This is a genomic window from Rahnella sp. EDr1-12 (assembly GCF_049206505.1).
Taxonomy (GTDB): domain Bacteria; phylum Pseudomonadota; class Gammaproteobacteria; order Enterobacterales; family Enterobacteriaceae; genus Rahnella; species Rahnella rivi.
Genome location: NZ_JBLZNY010000001.1, coordinates 1002173 through 1028810, shown reverse-complemented (window position 1 = coordinate 1028810; position 26638 = coordinate 1002173). Strand labels below are relative to the sequence as shown.

Genomic DNA, 26638 nt, shown 5'->3' with positions numbered 1-26638 from the left:
AAATGAATCTGCCAGTCAGAGAGTTTGATGCTGTGGTGATCGGTGCAGGTGGCGCCGGTATGCGTGCAGCATTACAGATTTCACAAACGGGCCAGTCCTGTGCCCTGATTTCCAAAGTCTTCCCGACCCGCTCGCATACGGTGTCAGCGCAGGGCGGTATTACCGTTGCGCTGGGTAACACCCATGAGGACGACTGGGAATGGCATATGTACGACACCGTAAAAGGTTCCGACTACATCGGTGATCAGGACGCCATTGAATATATGTGTAAAACCGGGCCAGAAGCGATTCTGGAACTTGAGCACATGGGGCTGCCTTTCTCCCGTCTTGAAGACGGTCGTATTTATCAGCGTCCGTTTGGCGGCCAGTCGAAAAACTTCGGCGGCGAACAAGCGGCACGTACTGCGGCAGCGGCCGACCGTACCGGTCACGCATTGCTGCACACGCTGTATCAGCAAAACCTGAAAAACGGCACCACGATTTTCTCCGAATGGTATTCACTGGATCTGGTGAAAAATCAGGACGGCGCGATCGTCGGCTGTACCGCCATCTGCATCGAAACCGGTGAAGTGGTGTATTTCAAAGCCAAAGCGACCGTGCTGGCGACCGGCGGCGCGGGCCGTATTTACCAGTCCACCACGAACGCCCATATCAATACCGGTGACGGTGTGGGTATGGCGCTGCGCGCAGGCGTGCCGGTGCAGGATATGGAAATGTGGCAGTTCCACCCGACCGGCATCGCCGGCGCGGGCGTTCTGGTCACAGAAGGCTGCCGTGGTGAAGGCGGTTATCTGCTCAATAAAGACGGCGAACGTTTCATGGAACGTTATGCGCCGAATGCGAAAGACCTGGCCGGTCGTGACGTGGTGGCGCGTTCCATCATGATCGAAATCCGCGAAGGTCGTGGCTGCGAAGGTCCGTGGGGCCCGCATGTCAAACTGAAACTCGATCATCTGGGTCGTGAAGTGCTGGAATCCCGCCTGCCGGGTATTCTGGAACTGTCCCGCACCTTTGCTCACGTTGATCCAATCAAAGAGCCGATTCCTGTTCTGCCAACCTGCCATTACATGATGGGCGGTATTCCGACCAAAGTGACCGGTCAGGCGCTGCGTGTGAACGAGAAGGGCGAAGACGTGGTGATCCCAGGTTTGTTTGCGGTCGGCGAAATTGCCTGTGTTTCCGTACACGGCGCAAACCGTCTGGGTGGCAACTCACTGCTGGATCTGGTGGTGTTTGGTCGCGCCGCTGGCATGCACTTGCAGGAATCGATTGCCGAACAGGGCGACAGCCGCGATGCGTCTCAGGACGATATCGATGTCTCTCTGGAACGCCTGAACCGCTGGAACAACACCCGTTCAGGTGAAGATCCGGTGGCGATCCGCAAAGATCTGCAAGCCTGTATGCAGAATAACTTCTCGGTCTTCCGCGAAGGCGATGCGATGGCAGAAGGGCTGGAACAGCTGAAAGTGATCCGTGAGCGCCTGAAAACGGCCCGTCTGGACGATACTTCAACAGAATTCAACACGCAGCGCGTGGAATGTCTGGAGCTGGATAACCTGATGGAAACCGCGTTTTCAACGGCTGTCTCCGCCAACTACCGCACCGAAAGCCGTGGCGCACACAGCCGCTTTGACTTCCCGGATCGTGATGATGCGAACTGGTTGTGTCATACGCTGTATCAGCCGGAAACCGAGAGCATGACACGCCGTGAGGTGAACATGCAGCCTAAGCTTCGCGCGGCGTTCCCGCCGAAAGCGCGTACTTACTAGGGCGTGAGCTGGGACATTATATGAAACTCGAATTTTCGATTTATCGCTATAACCCGGACGTCGATGACGTGCCGTACATGAAAGACTATGTGCTGGAAGCTCAGGAAGGGCGCGACATGATGTTGCTGGACGCGCTGATTTTGCTGAAAGAGCAGGATCCGACGCTGGCCTTCCGCCGTTCGTGCCGTGAAGGCGTGTGCGGATCTGACGGTCTGAACATGAACGGGAAAAACGGTCTGGCCTGTATCACGCCTATATCGACCTTGCGTCATGGCAGCAAGAAAATTGTTATCCGTCCGTTGCCCGGCTTACCGGTTGTCCGTGACCTGGTGGTGGACATGGGGCAATTCTATAAGCAGTATGAGAAGATTAAGCCTTACTTGTTGAATGATGGGAAAAATCCTCCGGCGCGTGAACATTTGCAGATGCCGGAAGAGCGCGAAAAGCTGGACGGATTGTACGAATGTATTCTCTGCGCCTGCTGCTCGACGTCATGCCCTTCCTTCTGGTGGAACCCGGACAAGTTTGTCGGTCCGGCAGGTCTTCTGGCCGCTTACCGTTTCCTCATCGACAGCCGCGACACTGAAACACAACCGCGTCTTGACGATCTGAACGATGCTTTCAGCGTATTCCGCTGCCACAGCATCATGAACTGTGTGAGTGTGTGTCCGAAGGGGCTGAATCCGACCAAAGCCATCGGTCATATCAAGTCGATGCTGCTACAACGCGGTGCCTGATGAGATAAGCCACGCGACAGCGGGAACTCAGGTTCCCGCTTTCTTTAGTTACAAATGCAGTAACTGAGGCGCTGATAGCAAATAAGTAAATTTTTAATAACAAAGTAGCAACAAGTGCAACAAAGTTGCGCCTGACTGGAGTAAGATAGTCGGGTAAAAATCAGGGGCATCAATCTCAGGCGTATTTGCACTAAGAAGGAGGAAAGACAGCAGGGCAACTTCACAAGTCAGTCACGCGCATGGCGGATTTTTGAAGGTTCCTTGAAGAGCCAAACGCTCAACCAACGAACTGTTTTAGTAAGGAAAACCGTTTTACCGCGGTGTATCACGGTCATTATTATTAACCACGGCGAAAACTAAAGCTTCAAAGCTTAAGGGATCACGATGCAGAACGGCGCAATGAAGGCCTGGCTGGATTCCTCCTATCTGGCGGGTGCAAACCAGTCTTACATAGAACAACTCTATGAAGACTACTTAACCGATCCTGGTTCCGTTGACGATAGCTGGCGTTCAATTTTTAAACAGCTACCAACAGTGGGTGTGAAACCAGAGCAACTCCATTCTCAAACACGGGACTACTTCCGCCGTCTGGCGAAAGACGCGTCACGTTATAACTCCTCCATCAGCGATCCTGAAACGGATGCCAAGCAAGTTAAGGTGTTGCAGTTAATCAATGCCTTCCGCTTCCGTGGCCATCAGAACGCAAACCTTGATCCGCTCGGCCTGTGGAAACTGGACGATGTGCCTGATCTGGACCCTGCGTTCCACCATCTGACTGAAGCTGATTTCCAGGAAACCTTCAACGTCGGTTCTTTTGCCATTGGCAAGGAAACCATGCAGCTCGGCGAGCTGTATAAAGCCCTGAAGCAAACCTATTGTGGCTCCATCGGTGTGGAATATATGCACATCACCAACACCGAAGAGAAACGCTGGATCCAACAGCGTGTCGAATCCGTGGCCGGTCGTGCGAATTTCACTGATGAAGAGAAGAAAACGTTCCTGAAAGAGCTGACCGCAGCAGAAGGTCTGGAACGTTATCTGGGCGCGAAATTCCCCGGTGCCAAACGCTTCTCGCTGGAAGGCGGCGATGCTCTGGTGCCGATGCTGAAAGACATGATCCGTCACGCGGGCAAAAATGGGACGCGTGAAGTGGTGCTGGGTATGGCGCACCGTGGTCGTCTGAACGTGCTGATTAACGTGCTGGGGAAAAAACCTCAGGACCTGTTTGACGAGTTCTCGGGCAAACATAAAGAACACCTGGGTACCGGTGACGTGAAATACCACATGGGCTATTCGTCTGATGTGGAAACCGAAGGCGGAATGGTTCACCTGGCGCTGGCGTTTAACCCGTCGCACCTGGAAATCGTCAGCCCGGTGGTTATCGGTTCCGTTCGTGCACGACGTGACCGTCTGGACGAAGCGCGCAGTAACATGGTTCTGCCTATCACCATTCACGGTGACGCGGCAATTACCGGCCAGGGTGTGGTTCAGGAAACGCTGAACATGTCACTGGCTCGTGGTTATGAAGTGGGCGGTACCGTGCGTATCGTCATTAATAACCAGGTGGGCTTTACCACCTCGAATCCAAAAGATGCGCGTTCTACTGATTACTGTACTGATATCGCGAAAATGGTGCAGGCGCCGATTTTCCACGTCAATGCGGATGATCCGGAAGCCGTGGCTTTCGTCACCCGTCTGGCGCTGGATTTCCGCAACACCTTTAAACGTGACGTCATGATCGATCTGGTTTGCTACCGTCGCCACGGCCATAACGAGGCCGACGAACCAAGCGCAACCCAGCCGCTGATGTACAACAAGATCAAGAAGCACCCGACCCCGCGCAAAATCTATGCCGATATCCTGACTGAGCAGAATGTTGCGAGCCTCGAAGACGCCACGGAAATGGTCAATCTGTACCGTGATGCGCTGGATGCCGGTGAGTGTGTGGTGGAAGAGTGGCGTCAGAACGATATGCACACTTTCACCTGGTCGCCGTATCTGAACCATGAGTGGGACGAAGCTTATCCGAACAAGGTTGAGTTTAAACGTCTGCAGGAACTGGCGCGTCGCGTCAGCCATGTGCCGGATGCGATCGAAATGCAGTCACGCGTTGCCAAGATTTACGGCGACCGTAACGAGATGGCCGAAGGGAATAAGAAGTTTGACTGGGGCGGTGCCGAGAACCTGGCGTACGCCACACTGGTTGACGAAGGCATTCCTATCCGTCTGTCCGGTGAAGACACCGGCCGCGGCACCTTCTTCCACCGCCATGCGGTGATCCATAACCAGAAAAACGGTTCGGTGTATGTGCCGTTGTCGAACATTCATAACAGCCAGGGCGAATTCAACGTCTGGGACTCCGTGCTTTCCGAAGAAGCGGTGCTGGCATTTGAATACGGTTATGCCACGGCTGAACCGCGCACCCTGACCATCTGGGAAGCGCAGTTCGGTGACTTCGCCAACGGTGCGCAGGTAGTGATCGACCAGTTCATCAGCTCCGGCGAACAGAAATGGGGCCGTATGTGTGGCCTGGTGATGCTGCTGCCGCACGGCTACGAAGGGCAGGGCCCGGAGCACTCCTCCGCGCGTCTGGAACGTTATCTGCAACTTTGCGCTGAGCAAAACATGCAGGTGTGTATCCCGTCGACCCCGGCACAGGTTTACCACATGATCCGCCGTCAGGCTCTGCGCGGTATGCGCCGTCCGCTGATCGTGATGTCACCGAAGTCTCTGTTACGTCATCCGCTGGCGGTTTCCACGCTGGACGAACTGGCTAACGGCAGCTTCCTGCCGGCGATTGGTGAAGTGGACGAACTGGATCCGAAAGAGGTTAAGCGCGTCGTGATGTGTTCAGGTAAGGTCTACTATGACCTGCTGGAACAACGTCGTAAGAACGAAAAAACCGACGTCGCGATCGTCCGTATCGAGCAGCTGTATCCGTTCCCGCACAAGGCAATTCAGGAAGTGCTTGAGAAATTCTCACACGTTCATGATTTCGTCTGGTGTCAGGAAGAGCCGCTGAACCAGGGCGCGTGGTATTGCAGCCAGCACAATTTCCGTGAAGTGATTCCTTTCGGGGCTTCTTTACGTTACGCAGGACGCCCGGCCTCTGCCTCTCCGGCAGTCGGCTACATGTCCGTTCACCAGAAGCAGCAGCAAGATCTGGTTAACGATGCGCTGAACGTTAAATAACCGCGTTGGCGTCAGTTAACTAAATGGAACATAAGAAGGATTGATAATGAGTAGCGTAGATATTCTGGTCCCTGACCTTCCTGAATCCGTTGCGGATGCGACGGTTGCCACCTGGCACAAAAAACCGGGCGACAGTGTTGAGCGTGACGATGTACTGGTAGAAATCGAAACCGATAAAGTGGTTCTGGAAGTCCCGGCGAGCGAAGCGGGTATTCTGGACAGCATCATCGAAGACGAAGGCGCAACGGTCATTTCCCGTCAGATTCTGGCGCGCATTCGTCCGGGTAACAGCTCTGGCAAACCAAGCACCGAGAAAAGCTCCGATAAAGAAGCGACTCCTGCTGCACGCCACACAGCTGCGCTGGAAGAAGAGAGCAACGACGCCCTCAGCCCGGCTATCCGCCGCCTGATTGCCGAACATTCTCTTGATGCCAATGCCATCAAAGGCAGCGGTGTGGGCGGACGTCTGACCCGTGAAGACGTTGAGCAACATCTGGCAAAAGCTAAAGAGGCAAAACCTGCCGCCGCACCGGCCTCCGCGCCTGCTGCTGGCAACGATGCTCCGGCACCGGCTTTGGGTTCACGCAGCGAAAAACGCGTACCGATGACCCGCCTGCGTAAACGCGTGGCCGAGCGTCTGCTTGAAGCGAAAAACAGCACTGCGATGCTGACAACCTTCAACGAAATCAACATGAAACCCATCATGGATCTGCGTAAGCAGTACGGTGATGGTTTCGAAAAACGTCACGGCGTGCGTCTGGGCTTCATGTCCTTCTATCTGAAAGCCGTGGTTGAAGCACTGAAACGCTATCCGGAAGTGAATGCTTCTATTGATGGCGAAGACGTGGTTTACCACAACTACTTCGACGTGAGCATTGCGGTATCGACGCCGCGTGGTCTGGTTACGCCGGTTCTGCGTGATGTGGATACGCTGGGCATGGCTGACATCGAGAAGAAAATCAAAGAGCTGGCGATCAAAGGTCGTGACGGCAAATTGAAAGTGGAAGAGCTGACCGGCGGTAACTTTACCGTGACTAACGGCGGCGTCTTCGGCTCCCTGATGTCTACCCCGATCATCAACCCACCGCAGAGCGCGATCCTGGGTATGCACGCCATTAAAGATCGTCCGATGGCAGTCAATGGTCAGGTGGTGATTTTGCCAATGATGTATCTGGCACTGTCCTACGATCACCGTCTGGTGGATGGCCGCGAATCCGTCGGCTTCCTGGTGACCATTAAAGAGATGCTGGAAGATCCGGCTCGTCTGCTGCTGGACGTTTAGTCCCCGGTTGCGGTAAGTAAAAGAGATCTCGACCCTCAGTGGCGCGGTTCGCCGTGTCACTGATAAAGCCCTCCTACTGAATAAGAATGGATAGAACATCATGAATTTACATGAGTATCAGGCGAAACAGCTTTTCCTGCGCTACGGCCTGCCAGCACCATCAGGCTTCGCCTGTTCCACCCCGCGTGAAGCGGAAGAGGCTGCATCGAAAATCGGTGCCGGTCCGTGGGTGGTAAAATGTCAGGTTCATGCCGGTGGTCGCGGTAAAGCGGGCGGCGTGAAAGTCGTGAAAAGCAAAGAAGAAATTCGTGCTTTCGCAGAACACTGGCTGGGCAAACGCCTGGTCACTTACCAGACAGACGCACAGGGCCAGCCGGTTAACCAGATCCTGGTTGAAGCAGCCACTGACATCGATAAAGAACTGTACCTCGGTGCGGTAGTCGATCGCAGCTCCCGTCGCGTGGTGTTCATGGCGTCTACTGAAGGCGGCGTGGAAATTGAGAAGGTGGCGGAAGAAACCCCACACCTGATCCACAAAGTGGCACTGGATCCGCTGGCAGGTCCGCAGCCGTATCAGGGCCGCGAACTGGCATTCAAACTGGGTCTGACCGGTAAGCAGGTTCAGCAGTTCACCAAAATCTTCATGGGTCTGGCGAACATCTTCCTTGAGCGCGATCTGGCGCTGATCGAAATCAACCCGCTGGTGGTCACTACCGCGGGTGACCTGATCTGCCTCGACGGCAAACTGGGTGCAGACGGCAACGCCTTGTTCCGTCAGCCAGAACTGCGCGAAATGCGCGACCACAGTCAGGAAGATGCCCGCGAAGCGCAGGCTGCGCAGTGGGAACTGAACTACGTTGCGCTCGACGGTAATATCGGTTGCATGGTCAACGGTGCCGGCCTGGCAATGGGTACCATGGACATCGTGAAACTGCACGGCGGCGAACCGGCTAACTTCCTGGATGTTGGCGGCGGCGCGACCAAAGAGCGCGTGACCGAAGCCTTCAAAATCATCTTGTCAGATGAAAAAGTGAAAGCTGTCTTCGTCAACATCTTCGGCGGTATCGTTCGTTGCGACCTGATCGCCGACGGTATCATCGGTGCGGTGGAAGAAGTGGGCGTCAGCGTGCCGGTTGTGGTACGTCTTGAAGGTAACAATGCCGAGCTGGGTGCCAAAAAACTGGCAGACAGCGGTTTGAACATCATTGCAGCGACCAGCCTGACAAATGCGGCTCAACAAGTAGTCGCGGCAGTGGAGGGGAAATAATGTCCATTTTAATCAACAAGAACACCAAAGTTATCTGCCAGGGTTTCACCGGTAGCCAGGGGACTTTCCACTCCGAACAAGCCATCGCTTACGGAACAAAAATGGTCGGCGGCGTAACGCCGGGCAAAGGCGGCACTGAGCATCTGGGTCTGCCGGTGTTCAACACCGTGCGCGAAGCCGTAGAAACCACCGGCGCGACGGCGTCTGTGATTTATGTTCCGGCTCCGTTCTGCAAAGACTCCATCCTGGAAGCGCTGGATGCAGGTATCAAACTGATCATCTGTATCACTGAAGGCATCCCGACGCTGGATATGCTGGTCGTGAAGATGAAGCTGGATCAAAGCGACGCGGTGATGATCGGGCCAAACTGTCCGGGCGTTATCACTCCTGGCGAATGCAAAATCGGCATCATGCCGGGACACATTCATCTGCCGGGCAAAGTGGGCATCGTTTCCCGCTCTGGTACGTTGACCTATGAAGCGGTTAAGCAGACCACGGACTACGGCTACGGCCAGTCAACGTGTGTCGGTATCGGCGGTGACCCGATCCCTGGTTCTAACTTCATCGATATCCTGAAATTGTTCCAGGAAGATCCACAGACTGAAGTGATCGTGATGATCGGTGAAATTGGTGGTAATGCGGAAGAAGAAGCGGCTGCATACATCAAGGCACACGTGACTAAACCGGTTGTGGGTTATATCGCGGGTGTGACTGCGCCAAAAGGCAAACGTATGGGCCACGCTGGCGCCATCATTGCCGGTGGTAAAGGCACTGCGGACGATAAATTCGCCGCGCTTGAAGCCGCTGGCGTGAAAACCGTTCGCAGCCTGGCTGATATCGGCGAAGCGGTGAAATCACTGCTGCCACAGTAGGAAAAATGCTCTCCGCGGGTAAAAATCCTGGCGGATGAGGCAAAACAACGTTTCGACATGTTGGTCACCTTCGGGTGACCTTTTTTATTGCTGCTATAATGTTTAACAATAACTGATTTCAGTCATTTTTATTAACAACGCACGATAGGTTCATTGAGAATAAAAGGTTAATAAATAGGATTGCTAAAGTAGCAATTTGGATATTATCGCCAACCATACAAACACAATTAATTAACAATAAAGTCATCAATAAAGACTATTGAAACTCACAAGTAACATCCTGAAATATTTTTTCGAAATTTGCTGCCACTAATATAGAAATAAACAATGAGATAGGCTTAAATTGCGTCAGATCAATTTCAGCGCATGAAGCAGATCTGCACGCTAATTGACCTGTACGCGTAAATCCGCTTTGGGTCACTAAAAAACCTATTTATTGTGTGGAATTAGTGGCGTAACATATTGGCTCTGTAACATCAGTTTTTTGTATGTTTACTTTCCCCGAAATTTCTCCCGTCCGCCAGGCCCGGTTCGAGGCTTAAAGGCGAGTTTTTTTCCGGGGTTCAGAATGCCTGCGAGAGGGCGTATCCGCCTGATTTTCGGTATGTCTGTTCTGCACACATTTGATTTGAATTCTGGTAGTCATGAGGCGCAACGGGCAACCGTTTCGTCAGAGATCGCAAGTTGGGGTCTTCCTCCGAGGAGCAAGGGGTCAAGATGTTTGATATCGTTGAACTGTCGCGTTTACAGTTTGCTTTAACAGCCATGTACCATTTCCTATTTGTCCCATTAACGCTGGGTATGGCGTTTTTACTGGCAATTATGGAAACGGTTTATGTGCTTTCGGGCAAACAAATCTATAAAGATATGACCAAATTCTGGGGCAAACTCTTTGCAATTAACTTTGCATTGGGCGTTGCCACCGGGTTAACCATGGAATTCCAGTTCGGGACTAACTGGTCATATTTCTCACATTACGTCGGTGATATCTTTGGTGCGCCTCTGGCGATTGAAGGTTTAATGGCGTTCTTCCTTGAATCTACATTAGTTGGCCTGTTCTTCTTCGGTTGGGATCGACTTTCAAAAGTTCAGCACATGACCGTGACCTGGTTTGTCGCGCTCGGTTCGAACTTATCCGCTCTGTGGATCCTGGTGGCGAACGGCTGGATGCAAAACCCGATTGCATCGACCTTCAACTACGAAACCATGCGTATGGAAATGGTCAGCTTCTCCGAGCTGGTGCTGAACCCGGTTGCGCAGGTTAAATTCGTTCACACCGTAGCGTCAGGTTATGTGACGGGTGCGATGTTCATTCTGGCTATCAGCTCTTACTACCTGTTAAAAGGCCGTGACATCGGTTTTGCGAAGCGTTCATTCGCCATCGCAGCCAGTTTCGGTCTGGCTGCCGTGCTCTCCGTTATCGTGCTGGGTGATGAATCCGGTTATGAAATGGGTGACGTGCAGAAAACCAAACTCGCCGCTATCGAAGCCGAGTGGGATACCCAGCCTGCACCTGCCAGCTTCACGCTGTTCGGTATGCCGAATCAGGATAAAATGGAAAATGAATATTCTATTCAGATCCCCTACCTGCTTGGCCTTATCGCGACGCGTTCTGTGGACACGCCGGTCACCGGTCTGAAAGACCTGATGGCGCAACACGAAGTGCGCATCCGTAACGGGATGAAAGCCTACACCCTGCTGGAAGAACTGCGTTCAGGTAACACCGACCCGAAAGTGCGCAGCGACTTCGAAAACGCTAAGCAGGATCTGGGCTACGGTATGTTGCTTAAACGCTATACCGACAATGTGGCTGATGCGACCGACGTCCAGATTCAGAAAGCGACCAAAGATTCTATCCCACGCGTCCTGCCGTTGTACTTCGCCTTCCGTATCATGGTTGCCTGCGGCATCCTGATGCTGGTGCTGATTGGTCTGTCCTTCCTGGCCGTTGTTCGCGGCAAGATTGGTCAGAAACGTTGGTTGCACCGCGCGGTGTTCCTCGGCCTGCCATTACCGTGGATTGCAGTGGAAGCGGGTTGGTTTGTGGCGGAATACGGTCGTCAGCCTTGGGCGATTGGTGAAGTGTTACCGACTGCGGTTGCACACTCTTCGCTGACGGTAGGTGATGTGCTGACCTCAATGATTCTGATTTGTGGCCTGTACACCCTGTTCCTGATCGCTGAAATGTTCCTGATGTTCAAATATGCACGCCTGGGCCCAAGCAGCCTGAAAACGGGCCGCTATCATTTTGAACAAACTCCAGCGCCACTTGAGCAAACTCGGTAAAAGGGAGTCGAATTATGTTTGATTATGAATCGCTAAGGTTCATCTGGTGGGTGCTGATTGGCGTGCTGTTTATCGGCTTCGCAGTCACCGATGGGTTTGATATGGGCGTGGGCATCCTGGTGCGGATTATCGGTAAAACCGATACTGACCGCCGGGTCATGATTAACGCCATCGCCCCGCACTGGGACGGCAACCAGGTTTGGTTGATCACCGCAGGCGGCGCGTTGTTTGCCGCCTGGCCGATGGTCTACGCTGCTGCATTCTCCGGCTTCTATGCCGCGATGGTGCTGGTGCTGTGTGCTTTGTTCTTCCGTCCGCTGGGCTTTGACTATCGTTCAAAACTGGACAGCGCGCGCTGGCGTGGCATGTGGGACTGGGGCATCTTCATCGGTAGCTTCGTGCCTGCATTAGTGTTCGGTGTGGCATTCGGTAACCTGCTGTTGGGTGTGCCGTTCCATATCGACAACGATCTGCGTCTGTTCTATACCGGCAATCTGTTTGGCCTGCTGAACCCGTACGGTATTCTGGCCGGTCTGGTCAGCCTGACCATGCTGATCACCCAGGGCGCAACCTATCTGCAAATGCGTACCGTGGGCGAGCTGCACCTGCGTACCCGCACTGCCTCGCAGATTTCTGCGCTGGTGATGATGGTGTGCTTCCTGCTGGCAGGGATCTGGTTAGTAAAAGGTATTGATGGTTTCACCGTGACATCCGTAATGGATCACGCGGGCCCGTCTAACCCGCTGCGCAAAACGGTTTCTCATGAAGCAGGCGCATGGCTGGCTAACTACAATAAGATGCCAGGCCTGTGGGCTATTCCGGCTCTTGGCGTGATTCTGCCACTGCTGACTATCCTGTTCTCACGCATCAATAAAGGTGCACTGGCGTTTATCAGTAACTCACTGACCATCGCCTGTGTGATCCTGACGGCGGGTATCACGATGTTCCCGTTCGTGATGCCATCCATCACTGAGCCAAATGCCAGTCTGACCATGTGGGATGCGACATCCACACTGCTGACGCTGAGAGTGATGACCGTTGTAGCCTGTATCTTTGTGCCTCTCATCCTGATTTACACCTCATGGGCGTATTACAAGATGTTCGGTCGCCTCGATAAACACTACATCGAGAACAACAAGCATTCGTTGTATTAAGGAGAACACCATGTGGTATTTTGCCTGGATCCTCGGCACCTTACTGGCTTGCTCGTTTGGTATCATTACCGCGCTGGCGTTTGAGCACAGCGAAGCCAATAAAGCTGCGAAAGAAGAGAAGTAATGAGTGTGATCGCGGATAAGCTCTACGCCGTCACCGACAAGGGCCCCTTGCGGGCCCTTTCACTGGTGATGTCACTGCTGCTTGCCGGCTGCGTTTTCTGGAAGCCGGGCATGTTTGCCTCGTCGACCAGCCAGCTGGAAGTCTGGCATGGGATCATTCTGATTTGGGCCGTGTGCAGCGGCGTTATCCACGGTGTCGGGTTTCGCCCGCACAAGTCGTTGTGGAAAGCGTTCTTTTGCCCTCTGCTGGCCATGATTGCGTTGGCTGCCGGTCTGTTTTACTTCTTTAGCTGACTTTTATTGTCGATTAAATACACAGATTTACAGTAAAACTCCTATGGGCCGTTCTGGCCCATAATTATTTTCATTCCAGCAATGCAACCCATTCCCAACCCCAGTCCTCTTGAGTATAGTAGTGCCGTCAAATTGCATTACGGGATGTAGAGTGAGTAATTCGTTGTTCCGATGGCCGGTTCGTGTCTACTATGAGGACACAGACGCGGGAGGTGTGGTCTACCATGCCCGATACGTCGCCTTTTATGAAAGGGCTCGCACAGAGATGTTGCGCCAACGCAATTTTCACCAGCAGCAGTTGCTGGGAGAACACGTCGCTTTTGCTGTCCGCCGCATGACGGTCGAATACTTTGCACCAGCTCGTTTAGATGACATGCTGGATGTTCAGAGTGAGATTACGTCCATTCGCGGAGCTTCTCTTACTTTTGCACAACGAATTCTTGATTCGCATGGAAACCTTCTGAGTTCTGCAGAAGTGTTAATTGCGTGCATTGATCCACACCAAATGAAGCCACGTGCGCTTCCTAAGTCTATTGTCGCGGAGTTTAAGCAGTGACTGACATGAACATGCTTGATTTATTTTTAAAGGCCAGCATCCTGGTTAAGCTGATTATGCTTATCCTGGTGTGCTTCTCTGTCGCGTCTTGGGCGATCATCATTCAACGTACGAAGGTACTGAATGCCGCCACCCGTGAGGCAGAAGCGTTTGAAGATAAATTCTGGTCCGGTATTGAGCTTTCCCGTTTGTATCAGGAAAGCCAGGGCCGTCGCGAAACCCTGAGCGGGGCAGAGCAAATCTTCCATTCCGGTTTTAAAGAGTTTGCGCGTCTTCATCGTGCGAACAGCCATGCGCCTGAGTCTGTGATTGAAGGCTCTTCACGCGCGATGCGTATTTCCTTTAACCGTGAACTCGAATCCCTTGAAATGCACATTCCTTTCCTCGGTACCGTCGGTTCAATCAGCCCGTATATCGGCCTGTTTGGTACGGTCTGGGGGATCATGCACGCCTTTATCGGTTTAGGTTCTGTGAAACAAGCCACCTTGCAAATGGTTGCACCGGGTATTGCAGAAGCACTGATTGCCACCGCAATTGGTTTGTTTGCTGCTATCCCGGCGGTTATGGCGTATAACCGCCTCAACCAACGCGTAAACAAGCTTGAGCAAAACTACGATAACTTCATGGAAGAATTTACGGCCATCCTGCACCGTCAGGCTTTCTCTCGCGAAACCAGCAGTAACTAAAGGGGGAGAGTATGGCTCGTTCACGAGGTCGTCGTAACCGTCGCGAAGGTAAGTCGGAGATCAACATTGTTCCGCTGCTGGACGTACTGCTGGTTCTGTTACTGATTTTTATGGCAACAGCCCCCATCATTACCCAGAGCGTGGAAGTGGATCTGCCAGACGCGACGGATTCCAAAACGGTATCCAGCGATGATAACCCGCCAGTGATTGTTGAAGTCTCTGGCGTGGGGCAATACACCATTGTGGTGGATCATCAGCGTATGGAACAGTTGCCTGAACAGCAGGTTATCGCGGAAGCGACCAGCCGAATTCAGGCCAATCCGAAGACAGTCTTTCTGATCGGCGGTGCAAAAGACGTGCCTTATGATGAAATCATCAAGGCGCTGAATATGTTGCATCAGGCCGGTGTGAAATCTGTCGGATTGATGACACAACCTATCTGAGGATAGGTAATTTGTAACACTTATTTGAAACCCGGCTTTCCCTGCACTGTTAAAAAAGACGACAGGCAACGAAGGAACCCGGGTTTTTAGTAATCCTGTCTTGGGAAATCTATTTTGGTAAAGGCAACTGCAACTGAACAAAACGATAAGCTCAAACGCGCCGTTATTGTTTCGGTCGTTCTGCATATCATCATTATAGGCCTGCTGATTTTGGGATCGCTGGACGAAGATACCAGCATGAGTGGCGGCGGTGGCGGTAGTGATATTTCCGCTGTGATGGTCGATCCGAGTGCCGTGGTTGATCAGTACAATCGTCAACAGCAGCAACAGGCTGATTCCCAACGTGCTGCACAAGCGCGTCAGAAAAAATCAGAACAGCAGGCTGAAGAGTTACAGCAGAAACAGGCCGCAGAACAGCAGCGCCTGAAAGAGCTCGAAAAAGAACGTCTGCAAGCGCAGGAAAATGCGAAACAGCAGGCGCAGGAACAGGCCCAGCAGCAAAAGCAGTCCGAACAAGCTGCTGAGCAAGCGAAAGAACAACAGAAACAAGCAGAGGCTGCTGCCGCACAAGCGAAAGCTGAAGCCGCCAAAGCAGCCGCACAGGCGAAAGCGGATGCCGCGAAAGAGGCGGCTAAAGCACAAGCTGACGCGCAGAAAAAAGCCGCTGCGGATGCTAAAAAAGAAGCAGAGGCTGAAGCTTCTGCCGCCGCCGCTGCCGCGAAGAAACAAGCCGAAGCAGATGCGAAGAAAGAAGCAGCTGCCGAAGCTAAAAAAGCCGCGGCTGCCGAAGCCAAAGCTCAGGCTGCTGCGGATGCGAAGGCACAAGCTGACGCTGATGCAAAAGCTGCCGCTGATGCCAAAGCGTCGGCTGCTGCGGAGAAAAAAGCGGAAGCTGCCGCTGCAGCCAAGAAAGCTGCAGCCGATAAAAAGGCTGCTGCTGCAGCAGCTGCCAAAGAGGCGGCTGATGCGAATAATTTATTTGATGGCCTCGCCGACTCTAAAAATGCACCGAAAGGGGCAACGGGGGGCGGTGCTTCTGCTCCGGCAGGGAAGGGCACTCAGAAAAAGGCAGGCGCATCAGGTGCAGATATTGCGAACTATGGTAGCCAGATTAAGGCCGCCATTGAGAGCAGATTCTATGACGCGTCATCCTATGCAGGTAAAACCTGTTCGTTGCGCGTTAAAATGAATCCGGATGGCTCGCTTATCAGCGTGTCGGCGGAAGGTGGGGATCCTGCACTTTGTCAGGCAGCGCTTGCCGCGGCCCGACAGGCGAAGTTCCCGAAACCGCCTTCTGAAGCAGTCTATGAAGTCTTTAAAAATGCTCCGATAGATTTTAAACCGTAGAAAGACGAAAATAATTTCTTTTCAGATTTTTACGATAGATTGCAGGGTGTAATTCTAGTTTTGTATGCGTTGGTTTGTTAAAATTCTGCTAAATTATCGCGGGCAGATACGTCCAGATAAGGGAGATACAATGAAGCAGGCATTTCGAGTAGCGTTCGGCCTTTTAATGATGTGGGCATCTGTAGCACATGCAGAAGTTCGTATCGAAATCACCCAGGGTGTGGATTCGGCTCGCCCGATTGGCGTTGTGCCATTCAAATGGGTTGGTCCAGGTACACCACCTGAAGACGTTGGTGGCATTGTTGCTGCTGACTTACGTAACAGCGGCAAGTTTAACCCTATTGATGCATCTCGTATGCCACAGCAGCCGTCCACCGCAGCAGAAGTCACGCCTGCCGCCTGGACCGCCCTGGGTATTGATGCGGTGGTTATCGGTCAGGTTCAACCTGCTGCCGATGGCAACTATGTAGTGTCTTATCAGTTAGTTGACACCTCTGGCGCACCTGGCACCGTTCTGGCACAAAACCAGTACAAAGTGACCAAGCAATGGCTGCGTTATTCTGCCCATACGGCCAGCGATGAGGTATTTGAAAAACTCACTGGCGTGAAAGGCGCATTCCGTACCCGTATTGCTTACATCGTTCAGACTAACGGCGGCAAGTTCCCGTATGAACTGCGCGTTGCTGACTACGACGGTTACAACCAGTTCGTTGTTCATCGTTCACCAGAACCATTAATGTCACCGGCCTGGTCCCCAGACGGCAGCAAACTGGCTTATGTGACCTTCGAAAGTGGCCGTTCTGCCCTGGTTGTGCAGACGCTGGCTAATAGCAATATTAGACAAATTGCCTCCTTCCCACGTCACAACGGTGCACCTGCGTTCTCTCCGGATGGCAGCAAACTGGCTTTCGCCCTGTCTAAAGACGGTAGCCTGAACCTGTACGTAATGAATCTTGGCTCTGGTCAAATCAGCCAGGTGACTAACGGTCGCAGCAACAACACCGAACCAACCTGGTTCCCGGACAGCCAGAACCTGGCGTTTACTTCGGATCAGGGCGGTCGACCACAAGTTTATAAAGTGAATATTAATGGCGGTGCGCCACAACGTCTGACCTGGGAAGGTGCTCAAAATCAGGACTCTGACGTCAGTGCAGATGGCAAGTTCCTGGTAATGGTAAGCAGCGCCAGCGGTACACAGCACATCGCTAAACAAGATCTGGCAACGGGAGCCGTTCAAACATTGACGGACACGTTCCTGGATGAAACGCCTAGCCTCGCACCAAATGGCACCATGGTTATTTACAGCTCTTCACAGGGTCTGGGTTCCGTGTTGCAGTTGGTATCGACTGATGGACGTTTCAAAGCGCGTCTTCCGGCAACTGATGGACAGGTCAAATTTCCTGCCTGGTCGCCGTATCTGTGATGCATATACAACTATGTATGGCAAAAAATTATAAAAGGATCGAATAGATGCAACTGAACAAAGTTCTGAAAGGGCTGATGCTGGCATTGCCTGTACTGGCAGTCGCTGCTTGTAGTTCTCACAAGAACGCAGACAACGACCAATCAGGTATGGGTCTGAACACCGGCGCTGGCACTGAAAACGCAAACATGTCTTCAGAAGAGCAAGCACGTCTGCAGATGCAAGAATTGCAGAAAAACAACATCGTTTACTTCGGCCTGGACAAGTACGATGTGTCTTCTGAATTCGCTCAGATGCTGGATGCACACGCAGCTTTCCTGCGTAGCAACCCATCTTACAAAGTGACCGTAGAAGGCCATGCTGACGAACGTGGTACTCCTGAGTACAACATCGCGCTGGGCGAACGTCGTGCTACTGCAGTTAAAATGTACCTGCAAGGCAAAGGCGTTTCTGCAGACCAAATCTCTATCGTTTCTTACGGTAAAGAAAAACCAGCTGTACTGGGCCATGACGAAGCGGCATACGCCAAAAACCGTCGTGCCGTACTGGTTTACTAAGAGAATAGTATGAGCAGTAACTTCAGAACTCACTTGTTGAGTCTGTCGTTACTGGTTGGCGTAGCGGTCCCATGGGCCGCTACTGCCCAAGCGCCAATCAGTAATGTCGGCTCAGGCTCGATTGAAGATCGGGTCACCTCTCTGGAGCGTATTTCTAACGCTCACAGCCAGCTATTAACTCAACTCCAGCAACAACTTTCTGATTCCCAACGTGATATGGATACTCTTCGTGGTCAAATCCAGGAGAACCAGTATCAGTTGAGTCAGCTTGCTGATCGCCAGAAGCAGATCTTTAACCAGATGGACAGCTTAAGCCAGGGTAATGCCGGAGCCGCCAGTACGGGCGCTGCTGCAGCCACAGGTGATGCGTCTGGGTCTGCTGCTGCAACGCCGGATGCGGGGGCTGCACAAGCGCCTGCAAGCACCGGTGACGTGAACAGCGATTACAATGCTGCGGTTTCACTGGCGCTGGAAAAGAAACAGTATGATGAAGCCATTGCGGCTTTTCAGAGTTTCGTCAAAAAATATCCTGATTCGACTTATCAGCCTAACGCCAACTACTGGTTAGGACAGTTGTATTACAACAAGGGTAAAAAAGACGACGCTGCATATTATTTTGCAGTCGTGGTCAAAAACTATCCTAAGTCTCCAAAAAGTTCTGACGCAATGTTCAAGGTTGGGGTGATCATGCAGGAGAAAGGTCAGGCTGATAAAGCCAAAGCCGTCTTCGCACAGGTCGTGAAACAGTACCCAAATACCGATGCGGCAAAACAAGCTCAAAAACGTTTATCTGCAAACTAGTTCTTCATTCAGGTCTGGAAAATGTACATATCGTGCATTTTCTGGGCTTGAGTGTGTGAAACGCCATCAGTTAGCACTCTTTCTGAAAATTAAAGTTGCACTGAAAAGTTAAATAAGTAATATATGCCGCCGTTGCCCAGACAACTCCAAACGGCTAACGCTGTCAGAGATTTAGGCAATATGCAGTAGGTTTAGAGGGGCCGTTAGCTCAGTTGGTAGAGCAGTTGACTTTTAATCAATTGGTCGCTGGTTCGAATCCAGCACGGCCCACCACTTTCAAAGTGGACACAGTAGTGAAGTAGTGCAGGATGAGAACCATGGGTTCGAGCCGAGCGAAGCGAGACGACAACGCGCAAGCGTTGCCCGCAGGGCGAGGTGAAACCGAGTCAATCCAGCACGGCCCACCAAATCTAAACCATTATTGCATGTGGCTTGCACACCAACTGCAAGACACGAAGGCAGACGAAAGTATTCAGGAAGGGCCGTTAGCTCAGTTGGTAGAGCAGTTGACTTTTAATCAATTGGTCGCTGGTTCGAATCCAGCACGGCCCACCACTTTTATAGTGGAAACTGTAGTGAAGCAGTGCAGGATGAGAACCATGGGTTCGAGCCGAGCGAAGCGAGTCGACAACGCGCAAGCGTTGCCCGCAGGGCGAGGTGAAACCGAGTCAATCCAGCACGGCCCACCACTTTTAGGTGTAACCCCTGAAGATTTTGAAAGCCATTAGTAAATCAGTACCCAGCATTTAGATGGGCCGTTAGCTCAGTTGGTAGAGCAGTTGACTTTTAATCAATTGGTCGCTGGTTCGAATCCAGCACGGCCCACCACTTTTGAAGTGGATAATGTAGTGAAGCAGTGCAGGATGAGAACCATGTGTTCGAGCCGAGCGAAGCGAGACGACAACGCGTAAGCGTTGCCCGCAGGGCGAGGTGAAACCGAGTCAATCCAGCACGGTCCAACCCTCTAAATTGCAGAATTCAGAAAAAAGCGCCTTTTGGCGCTTTTTTCGCATCTGACGCCCGAAACTTCCTTCCATCGCGGTCTTCGTTTTTCCTGTAATTTGCTCAAACCTCGTCTCTTTTAAGTCCAGTAAACATTTTAAGCTCTACGTCTATAATTTGGACGACTTCACTCGTGTTTTACGGTATTTTGTTTAGCATACAAAACTACTCTGCTTCATCATGAACCAGAGAGTGGCTTCCCGCCTTCAGGCATATGGCCTGACTGAATGAGATGACGAGTATGAGCGAAACATTGGATCTGAATGCGACGGTTTATCCTTTCCCCCCGAAACCCGCCGTTCTGAATGCAGATGAAAAGACTTTCTATAAAGAGAAGATCAGAAAACTGCTAAAAGAACGTGATGCCGTGATGGTGGCGCATTATTACACCGATCCTGAGATTCAGGCGCTGGCCGAGGAAACTGGCGGTATCGTCGCGGACTCTTTAGAAATGGCGCGTTTTGGCAGTCAGCATCCCGCTTCCACGCTGCTGGTAGCCGGCGTGCGCTTTATGGGCGAAACGGCCAAAATCCTTAGCCCTGAGAAAACGGTGCTGATGCCGACGCTCAATGCCGAGTGCTCGTTGGATCTCGGTTGTCCGGAGCAGGCGTTCTCAGATTTTTGTGACCAGCATCCTGACCGCACCGTGGTGGTCTACGCTAATACCTCTGCGGCGGTAAAAGCACGCGCCGACTGGGTGGTGACATCCAGCATCGCGGTTGAACTTATTGAGCATCTGGACAGTCTGGGTGAAAAAATCATTTGGGCGCCGGACCGTCATCTCGGAAATTACGTACGTAAACAAACGGGTGCCGACGTGTTGTGCTGGCAGGGGGCCTGTATCGTCCATGACGAGTTCAAAACACAGGCCCTGACCCGAATGAAAGGTTTGTACCCGAATGCCGCTGTGCTGGTGCATCCGGAGTCTCCACAGGCGATCGTAGACATGGCTGACGCCGTCGGTTCTACAAGCCAGCTGATTCAGGCAGCCAGGACGTTGCCAAACAAGCAGCTGATTGTGGCGACCGATCGTGGAATTTTCTACAAAATGCAGCAAGCATGCCCGGACAAAGAATTGTTCGAAGCCCCGACGGCGGGCGAGGGCGCAAGCTGCCGCACCTGTGCGCATTGTCCGTGGATGGCGATGAATGGCCTGAAAGCCATTGCAGACGGGCTTGAGTCCGGCGGTGCACAACATGCTATAGAAGTAGATGAAGCGCTGCGGGTGAAATCGCTGATACCGCTGAACCGTATGCTGGCGTTTGCGGCGGAACTGAAATTACGCCCTCAGACGAAAGCGCTCTAAGCCACAGCTTTGTAACTGTCGAAAAGGAAATGTGCAATGATGGATTTTTTAAGTACCAGCAATATCCTGGTGCATATTCCGCTGGGAAAAGGCGGATATGACCTGTCATGGATCGAAGCTGTCGGTACACTCTTTGGCTTATTGTGCATCTGGTATGCCAGCAAAGAGAAACTGATCAACTACCCGTTTGGCCTTATTAACGTCACGCTGTTTGCGATCATCTTCTTCCAGATCCAGCTTTACGCAAGCCTTTTGCTTCAGGTGTTTTTCTTCGGTGCCAATATTTACGGCTGGTACGCCTGGAGCCGTCAGACGGCAGATCAACAGGCAGAGCTGCAAATTCGCTGGCTGCCACGTGGAAAGGCGGTGGTGTGGGGCGTGGTTTGCCTCGCGGGTATTTTACTGATGACGTTCAACATTGACCGTGTATTTGCTGCGCTCACGTTGCTGGCCGTCAATCTGATGCAGGCGTTAGGGCTGAATGTTCAGATGCCGGAATTGCAGCCGGATGCTTTCCCGTTCTGGGATTCCTCCATGATGGTGCTGTCGATAGTAGCGATGTTGTTGATGACCCGAAAATACGTCGAGAACTGGCTGCTGTGGGTGGTGATAGACGTGATAAGCGTGGCGATATTCGCCTATCAGGGCGTGTATGCCATGGCGCTTGAATATGTGCTGCTCACGCTGATCGCGCTGAACGGTTCATGGTTGTGGATCAAAAGCGCGAAGCAAAACGGTTCACTGCCGCTGCAAACGACCTGAGTTCCTTGCATTAGAAAAACGCCTCCGGGCGGAGGCGTTTTTCTTTATGAAACAACTGACAGTCAGTGATGATGTGCGTGGCTATGACCGTGATGATCGTGTCCCGCGCTGGCGGCAGGCACTTCGTTAATCACACAATCTGGCGTTTCACATGTACCGTACTCCATCTGTATCGTTGCATGGCCAATGCGACATTTTTCCAGTAAGTGATGCTGAATACGGTCAAGTAGTGCGTCGTGGTCATGTGGCGGAACGACCTGAACATGCAATGTCATCAGCCGCTGCTCGCCAATCTGCCAGACGTGAACGTGATGCACATTGCGCACTTCGGGAATGCTCTGCGACAGGTCCCTGCGCAGTTGCTCGATATCGATTTCCTCCGGCGTCCCTTCCAGTAACTCGTGGAAACTCTCGCGCAGTAACCGCCACGCATTACTCAGCACTAAACAAGACACCAGCACAGACAGAATCGGGTCAATCGGCGTCCAGCCGGTATACATGATGATGAGCGCTGCACCGACCGCACCAATCGATCCGAGCAAATCTCCCAGTACGTGCAGCGCGGCAGCACGCACATTGATATTGGCTTTTTCTTCACCCTGATGCAGAAGCCAGAATGCCAAAATATTGGCAAAAAGCCCGGCAATGGCGATCACCAACATCGTAGTGCCCATCACCGGCTGCGGATTGAAGAAACGGGCAATCGCCTCCCAGACAATCAGCACGACAATCACCAGCAGCGCTGCCGCATTCACGAAAGCCGCCATGGTGGTCAGGCGCAGATAACCAAAGGTATGTCGCGAGTTAGGCTTACGTTTAGCGAAACGTACCGCCATCAGCGCTACAAGCAGTGCAGCGGCGTCGGTCAGCATGTGTCCCGCGTCGGCCAGCAGCGCCAGCGAGCCGGAAATTAAACCGCCGATCACTTCCGCCACCATAAAGGTGACGGTGATTAAAAACGCCAGCAACAGACGGCGGCTGTTTTTATCCTGAGGTAAAAAAGAAGACATAGTTGTATTCACAAAGATGATGAATAGAGGGGATTACAATAACGTAATCTTGAGGTGTTGCAAGAAGGGGAAAGGGCAAAAAAAGAGGAACCGAAGTTCCTCCTGTTCAGCATTGCCGGGGCGGGAATTAGTTACCCGTGGCTTTAGACTGGTTAGTGCCTGGGACCTGATCCGGACAACGGCCGTCCTTACACATGGCTTTTTTATGGTCGACTGTTTTCTTACTCATGTTGTGAGTTTTGTCAGTCGTTTTGTGCGTTTTTTTATGGACTTCATCAACGGGTTTATTGGTTTCGTTGATTTTGCTGTTATCGACACCTTTAGGTGCGATTTTCTGAATTGAACCCGGGCTGTCTGACTGATTTGCTGCGCCGTTATTTGAACCAGCGTCTGTGCCTTCTGCAAGCGCGGCACCTGAAGTCAGGGCCAGAGCTGCGGTAAAAAATGCGATTGCGAACTTATTCATATTGTCATCTCCATTATTCCAGAAGGATCCGTCGTCGTTTTTTGTGAACTCTTAAAGCCTAGCTAATGAATTCATGTCCTGAATCAAAATGAGACTATTCGTAAGTGTAAAAGTAGATTTACACCGTCACCCAATACGGCTAGATTGAACGCGGTCAGCGTTTCGCTTCGTCTCTTATGAATACCCGAATGGAACAGTTATGAATTATCAAAACGACGATTTACGTATTAAAGAAATTAAGGAACTTTTGCCACCTGTCGCCTTGCTGGAAAAATTTCCTGCGACAGATAAAGCGGCGAAAACAGTCTCTCAGGCACGCAATGCCATTCATAAGATTCTGAAAGGAAACGATGATCGTCTTCTGGTTGTGATCGGTCCCTGTTCCATCAATGATCCCAAAGCCGCCAAAGAATACGCCGCCCGCCTGATGAAAATGCGTGAAGAACTGCAGGGCGAGCTGGAAGTCGTGATGCGTGTTTACTTCGAAAAACCGCGCACGACCGTTGGCTGGAAAGGTCTGATTAACGACCCGCATATGAACAACAGTTACCAGATTAATGATGGTTTGCGCATAGCACGCAAATTGTTACTGGATATTAATGATACCGGCCTGCCTGCGGCGGGTGAGTTCCTGGACATGATCACCCCGCAATATCTGGCCGATCTGATGAGCTGGGGCGCAATTGGCGCGCGTACCACCGAGTCTCAGGTTCACCGCGAGCTGTCCTCCGGGTTGTCCTGTCCGGTCGGTTTCAAAAATGGTACCGACGGCACCATTAAAGTGGCGATCGATGCGATCAACGCCGCGGGCGCACCGCACTGCTTCCTGTCGGTCACCAAATGGGGTCACTCCGCCATTGTGAATACCAGCGGAAATAACGACTGCCATATCATTCTGCGCGGCGGCAAAAAACCAAACTACAGCGCGCAGGATGTGCAGGAAGTGAAAGAAGGCCTGAAAAAAGGCGGTCTTCCGGCGCGTATCATGATCGATTTCAGCCATGCCAACAGCAGCAAACAGTTCAAAAAGCAGATGGAAGTCTGTGAAGATGTTTGTGCGCAGGTCGCTGGCGGCGAGCAGGCTGTCATGGGCGTGATGGTCGAAAGCCATCTGGTAGAAGGTAATCAGAATCTCGACAGCGGCGAGCCGCTGGTTTACGGCCAGAGCGTAACGGATGCCTGCATCGGCTGGGAAGATACCGAAGTGCTGCTGCGCAGCCTGGCTGACGCGGTAAAAGCGCGCCGCGGTTAATTCCACTCTCTGAATTGCCTTTACAAGCCCCGTCTGTTTTGCGGGGCTTTTTATTATCAGAACGCGCCTTACAGCTCGCAGCGCATATCCATGCAACGCAAATCAGCCTTCGCCATCTCAGAGCGGTACAGACTCTCTTTTACCAGACTGAACCCGTTCTTCTTATAGAATTCAAAAGCATTGGGCGTGGAAGCCAGCGTCAGCGCTCTGAACCCCCTGGATTTCGCCTCGGCTTTTATGGCCTCAAGGATTTGCGTGGCGAGGCCTTTCCCTTCGAATTCCGGCAACGTAAAAATCGCTTCAACACTGCCATTTTTCAGATCGAGAAAACCGGTTGCCGCGGGCGTATCTTGCCCGTGCGCGTACGCGACGAAAAACGGGTTTTCCTCAATCGCTTTCCGGTAGCCGGGAGGCATTTGATCCGGCGTCCACGCCATGACAACCCCGGCATCATAAGTATTGTGACATCCGTGGCGGATAGCCCGGTTACGGATGCCCCACAGTGTTTCTGCTTCATCGGGTGACGCGAGTCTGACGGGCATAGGTTTCCTCCTGCGGGTGCACAGACAAAAAAGGCACGCTTTCGCGTGCCTCTGTCAGTTTTTCTGCGTGACGCAGAAAACGCGAAATTACTTCGCTTTACCCTGGTTTGCCACGGCCGCTGCTTTCGCTGCGATTTCGTCGGCATTGCCCAGATAGTAATGTTTAACAGGTTTGAAGTTTTCGTCGAATTCGTAAACCAAAGGAACACCAGTAGGGATGTTCAGTTCCAGAATTTCGTCTTCACCCAGATCATCCAGGTATTTCACCAGAGCACGCAGGGAGTTACCGTGTGCTGCGATGATCACGCGCTCGCCGCTTTCGATGCGTGGTTTGATCACTTCAGTCCAGTAAGGGATCACGCGTTCGATGGTCAGCGCCAGGCTTTCAGTGGTCGGCAGCTCTTCCGGTTTCAGTTTTGCGTAACGTGGATCGTGGCCTGGGAAACGCTCGTCGCTTTTTTCCAGTTCTGGTGGTGTCACGGCAAAGCCACGACGCCATTGTTTAACTTGCTCGTCACCGTATTTTTTCGCGGTTTCAGCTTTATCCAGACCCTGCAACGCACCGTAGTGACGTTCGTTCAGTTTCCAGGATTTCTCAACCGGCAGCCATGGCTGATCCAGTTCGTCCAAAACGCTCCACAGGGTATGGATGGCACGTTTCAGCACAGAGGTGTAGGCGAAGTCAAAGTGGAAGCCTTCGTCTTTCAGCAGTTGACCGGCCGCTTTTGCTTCGGTACGGCCCTTCTCGGACAGTTCAACATCATGCCAGCCGGTAAAACGGTTTTCTTTGTTCCACTCACTTTCACCGTGTCTTACCAGTACCAGTTTGGTTACAGCCATAGCTAAACTCCTCAGTTAACTGAATTTTCAATGATAACAATTATCATTATAGGGTCTTGGTATCCTCATCGGCAATCTGTATGTACGCTGATTGGCGGTGTGTCATACCGTTTGAGGTTAAACATAACGAATTTGCTGCGGGGATGTAAAACAAAACGCGCAGACGGTTGCCCGAACCGCGCATTTTGTCTAAAAGTGCAGCGTAATTAGCTGGCTTTTTTGAGGCAGGTACTCATGAACGTTTTACGCGCGTCGCCTTTAAGGTCTTGCTTCGCCGCATCGGCATTACAGGTTTTCATCTTCTTCTGCTGAGGATTCATTTTATCGTCAGTTTTAGCCTCTGCTTTCAGGCAATTACTCATGAATTTTTTGCGGTCTTCACCCTTGAGTGACTGCGTGGTGGCCTGCGAATTACAATCTGTCATCTTTTGACGTTGCGCAGTCTGTGCCGCAGAAGGGGTTTTGACCGGGTCGGCCGCCAGAGCTGAACCGGCGGTGCACAAGGTAGCCAGCAGGGTGAATAAAACAGGTAAGCGCATAACGAACTCCTTAATGAACGTCCTTTTCGCAGGACACCCCTTAAGCGTAGATGCGGCGGAAGTCTTTAGCTGAAAATGTGCTGATGCAGATGCGGGATGAGTCACAAAAAGGACAGGATCGGGCGATCCT

Annotated in this window: 25 protein-coding genes, 3 tRNA genes and 3 other RNA genes; 26 read left to right on the top strand and 5 right to left on the bottom strand. The window is 52.2% G+C overall.

The window, feature by feature from the left end:
- Positions 1 to 2 precede the first annotated feature (2 nt).
- The 25 genes from sdhA to pnuC all read left to right on the top strand — a co-directional run bounded on the left by sdhA (position 3) and on the right by pnuC (position 21859).
- Entirely contained in the window at positions 3 to 1769 is a 1767-nt protein-coding gene (sdhA, locus tag ACO0U8_RS04880) for a succinate dehydrogenase flavoprotein subunit (protein ID WP_056771638.1), read from the top strand.
- 20 nt (positions 1770 to 1789) lie between these two features.
- On the top strand, positions 1790 to 2506 hold the full coding sequence (locus ACO0U8_RS04875; protein ID WP_056771642.1) for a succinate dehydrogenase iron-sulfur subunit: 717 nt from the start codon (positions 1790 to 1792) through the stop codon (positions 2504 to 2506).
- 384 nt (positions 2507 to 2890) lie between these two features.
- Positions 2891 to 5698, top strand: a complete 2808-nt coding sequence (gene sucA, locus ACO0U8_RS04870) for a 2-oxoglutarate dehydrogenase E1 component (protein ID WP_056771644.1) — start codon at positions 2891 to 2893, stop codon at positions 5696 to 5698.
- Between the two features lie 46 nt (positions 5699 to 5744).
- Positions 5745 to 6980 carry a 2-oxoglutarate dehydrogenase complex dihydrolipoyllysine-residue succinyltransferase gene (gene odhB, locus ACO0U8_RS04865; protein WP_056771647.1) on the top strand — a complete coding sequence of 412 codons (1236 nt, stop codon included), beginning with the start codon at positions 5745 to 5747 and terminating at the stop codon, positions 6978 to 6980.
- A 100-nt stretch (positions 6981 to 7080) separates the two neighbouring features.
- Positions 7081 to 8247: an ADP-forming succinate--CoA ligase subunit beta gene (gene sucC / locus ACO0U8_RS04860; protein WP_056771651.1), complete on the top strand. Its 1167-nt coding sequence runs from the start codon at positions 7081 to 7083 to the stop codon at positions 8245 to 8247.
- On the top strand, positions 8247 to 9119 hold the full coding sequence (gene sucD / locus ACO0U8_RS04855) for a succinate--CoA ligase subunit alpha (protein WP_056771654.1): 873 nt from the start codon (positions 8247 to 8249) through the stop codon (positions 9117 to 9119). The genes sucC and sucD overlap by 1 nt, the downstream gene beginning before the upstream one ends.
- A gap of 717 nt (positions 9120 to 9836) precedes the next feature.
- Complete coding sequence (cydA, locus tag ACO0U8_RS04850; protein ID WP_122095862.1) at positions 9837 to 11405, top strand: cytochrome ubiquinol oxidase subunit I; 1569 nt, start codon at positions 9837 to 9839, stop codon at positions 11403 to 11405.
- A 14-nt stretch (positions 11406 to 11419) separates the two neighbouring features.
- Positions 11420 to 12559, top strand: a complete 1140-nt coding sequence (gene cydB / locus ACO0U8_RS04845) for a cytochrome d ubiquinol oxidase subunit II (protein WP_056771659.1) — start codon at positions 11420 to 11422, stop codon at positions 12557 to 12559.
- A 10-nt stretch (positions 12560 to 12569) separates the two neighbouring features.
- Positions 12570 to 12683: a cytochrome bd-I oxidase subunit CydX gene (cydX, locus tag ACO0U8_RS04840; RefSeq protein WP_013576433.1), complete on the top strand. Its 114-nt coding sequence runs from the start codon at positions 12570 to 12572 to the stop codon at positions 12681 to 12683.
- Positions 12683 to 12976, top strand: a complete 294-nt coding sequence (ybgE, locus tag ACO0U8_RS04835; RefSeq protein ID WP_056771661.1) for a cyd operon protein YbgE — start codon at positions 12683 to 12685, stop codon at positions 12974 to 12976. The genes cydX and ybgE overlap by 1 nt, the downstream gene beginning before the upstream one ends.
- Before the next feature lie 151 nt (positions 12977 to 13127).
- On the top strand, positions 13128 to 13532 hold the full coding sequence (ybgC, locus tag ACO0U8_RS04830; protein WP_056771664.1) for a tol-pal system-associated acyl-CoA thioesterase: 405 nt from the start codon (positions 13128 to 13130) through the stop codon (positions 13530 to 13532).
- On the top strand, positions 13529 to 14218 hold the full coding sequence (gene tolQ / locus ACO0U8_RS04825; RefSeq protein ID WP_056771666.1) for a Tol-Pal system protein TolQ: 690 nt from the start codon (positions 13529 to 13531) through the stop codon (positions 14216 to 14218). Before ybgC ends, tolQ begins: the two co-directional genes overlap by 4 nt.
- A gap of 11 nt (positions 14219 to 14229) precedes the next feature.
- Positions 14230 to 14661, top strand: coding sequence for a colicin uptake protein TolR (gene tolR, locus ACO0U8_RS04820; RefSeq protein ID WP_013576429.1), 432 nt, complete (start codon positions 14230 to 14232; stop codon positions 14659 to 14661).
- Between the two features lie 114 nt (positions 14662 to 14775).
- On the top strand, positions 14776 to 16008 hold the full coding sequence (gene tolA / locus ACO0U8_RS04815; RefSeq protein WP_056771668.1) for a cell envelope integrity protein TolA: 1233 nt from the start codon (positions 14776 to 14778) through the stop codon (positions 16006 to 16008).
- A 130-nt stretch (positions 16009 to 16138) separates the two neighbouring features.
- A complete protein-coding gene (gene tolB, locus ACO0U8_RS04810; protein WP_056771671.1) occupies positions 16139 to 17431 on the top strand; it encodes a Tol-Pal system beta propeller repeat protein TolB in 1293 nt (430 codons plus the stop codon).
- 47 nt (positions 17432 to 17478) lie between these two features.
- Complete coding sequence (gene pal, locus ACO0U8_RS04805) at positions 17479 to 17988, top strand: peptidoglycan-associated lipoprotein Pal (protein ID WP_056771674.1); 510 nt, start codon at positions 17479 to 17481, stop codon at positions 17986 to 17988.
- 9 nt (positions 17989 to 17997) lie between these two features.
- Positions 17998 to 18789, top strand: coding sequence for a cell division protein CpoB (cpoB, locus tag ACO0U8_RS04800; protein ID WP_056771676.1), 792 nt, complete (start codon positions 17998 to 18000; stop codon positions 18787 to 18789).
- Positions 18790 to 18986: 197 nt separating this feature from the next.
- Positions 18987 to 19062: transfer RNA gene (locus tag ACO0U8_RS04795), tRNA-Lys, on the top strand.
- A gap of 14 nt (positions 19063 to 19076) precedes the next feature.
- Positions 19077 to 19196: non-coding RNA, RtT sRNA (locus ACO0U8_RS04790), on the top strand.
- Positions 19197 to 19268: 72 nt separating this feature from the next.
- Positions 19269 to 19344: transfer RNA gene (locus ACO0U8_RS04785), tRNA-Lys, on the top strand.
- 14 nt (positions 19345 to 19358) lie between these two features.
- Positions 19359 to 19478, top strand: a non-coding RNA gene (locus tag ACO0U8_RS04780) — RtT sRNA.
- Positions 19479 to 19541: 63 nt separating this feature from the next.
- A tRNA-Lys gene (locus ACO0U8_RS04775) sits at positions 19542 to 19617 on the top strand.
- A 14-nt stretch (positions 19618 to 19631) separates the two neighbouring features.
- Positions 19632 to 19751, top strand: a non-coding RNA gene (locus ACO0U8_RS04770) — RtT sRNA.
- Between the two features lie 281 nt (positions 19752 to 20032).
- Entirely contained in the window at positions 20033 to 21097 is a 1065-nt protein-coding gene (gene nadA, locus ACO0U8_RS04765; protein WP_122095859.1) for a quinolinate synthase NadA, read from the top strand.
- Positions 21098 to 21136: 39 nt separating this feature from the next.
- Positions 21137 to 21859: a nicotinamide riboside transporter PnuC gene (pnuC, locus tag ACO0U8_RS04760; RefSeq protein ID WP_421670673.1), complete on the top strand. Its 723-nt coding sequence runs from the start codon at positions 21137 to 21139 to the stop codon at positions 21857 to 21859.
- 62 nt (positions 21860 to 21921) lie between these two features.
- On the opposite strand, the gene zitB is transcribed toward pnuC, so the two are convergent.
- Both zitB and ACO0U8_RS04750 read right to left on the bottom strand, forming a co-directional pair.
- Positions 21922 to 22869 (bottom strand): CDF family zinc transporter ZitB, encoded by a 948-nt coding sequence (gene zitB, locus ACO0U8_RS04755; protein ID WP_421670396.1) that lies wholly within the window; start codon positions 22867 to 22869, stop codon positions 21922 to 21924.
- A 127-nt stretch (positions 22870 to 22996) separates the two neighbouring features.
- Complete coding sequence (locus ACO0U8_RS04750; protein ID WP_056771685.1) at positions 22997 to 23335, bottom strand: protein YbgS; 339 nt, start codon at positions 23333 to 23335, stop codon at positions 22997 to 22999.
- Positions 23336 to 23534: 199 nt separating this feature from the next.
- Here ACO0U8_RS04750 and aroG point away from each other — a divergent pair, with 199 nt between their 5' ends.
- The gene (aroG, locus tag ACO0U8_RS04745) at positions 23535 to 24587 is read left to right on the top strand and encodes a 3-deoxy-7-phosphoheptulonate synthase AroG (protein WP_056771688.1); all 1053 of its coding nucleotides are present in this window, start codon (positions 23535 to 23537) and stop codon (positions 24585 to 24587) included.
- A 68-nt stretch (positions 24588 to 24655) separates the two neighbouring features.
- On the opposite strand, the gene ACO0U8_RS04740 is transcribed toward aroG, so the two are convergent.
- From ACO0U8_RS04740 to ACO0U8_RS04730, 3 genes are all read right to left on the bottom strand, one after another.
- Positions 24656 to 25129, bottom strand: a complete 474-nt coding sequence (locus ACO0U8_RS04740; RefSeq protein ID WP_421670395.1) for a GNAT family N-acetyltransferase — start codon at positions 25127 to 25129, stop codon at positions 24656 to 24658.
- A gap of 87 nt (positions 25130 to 25216) precedes the next feature.
- Positions 25217 to 25969: a 2,3-diphosphoglycerate-dependent phosphoglycerate mutase gene (gene gpmA / locus ACO0U8_RS04735; RefSeq protein WP_056771695.1), complete on the bottom strand. Its 753-nt coding sequence runs from the start codon at positions 25967 to 25969 to the stop codon at positions 25217 to 25219.
- A gap of 206 nt (positions 25970 to 26175) precedes the next feature.
- A complete protein-coding gene (locus tag ACO0U8_RS04730) occupies positions 26176 to 26508 on the bottom strand; it encodes a PsiF family protein (protein ID WP_056771698.1) in 333 nt (110 codons plus the stop codon).
- Positions 26509 to 26638: the final 130 nt, after the last annotated feature.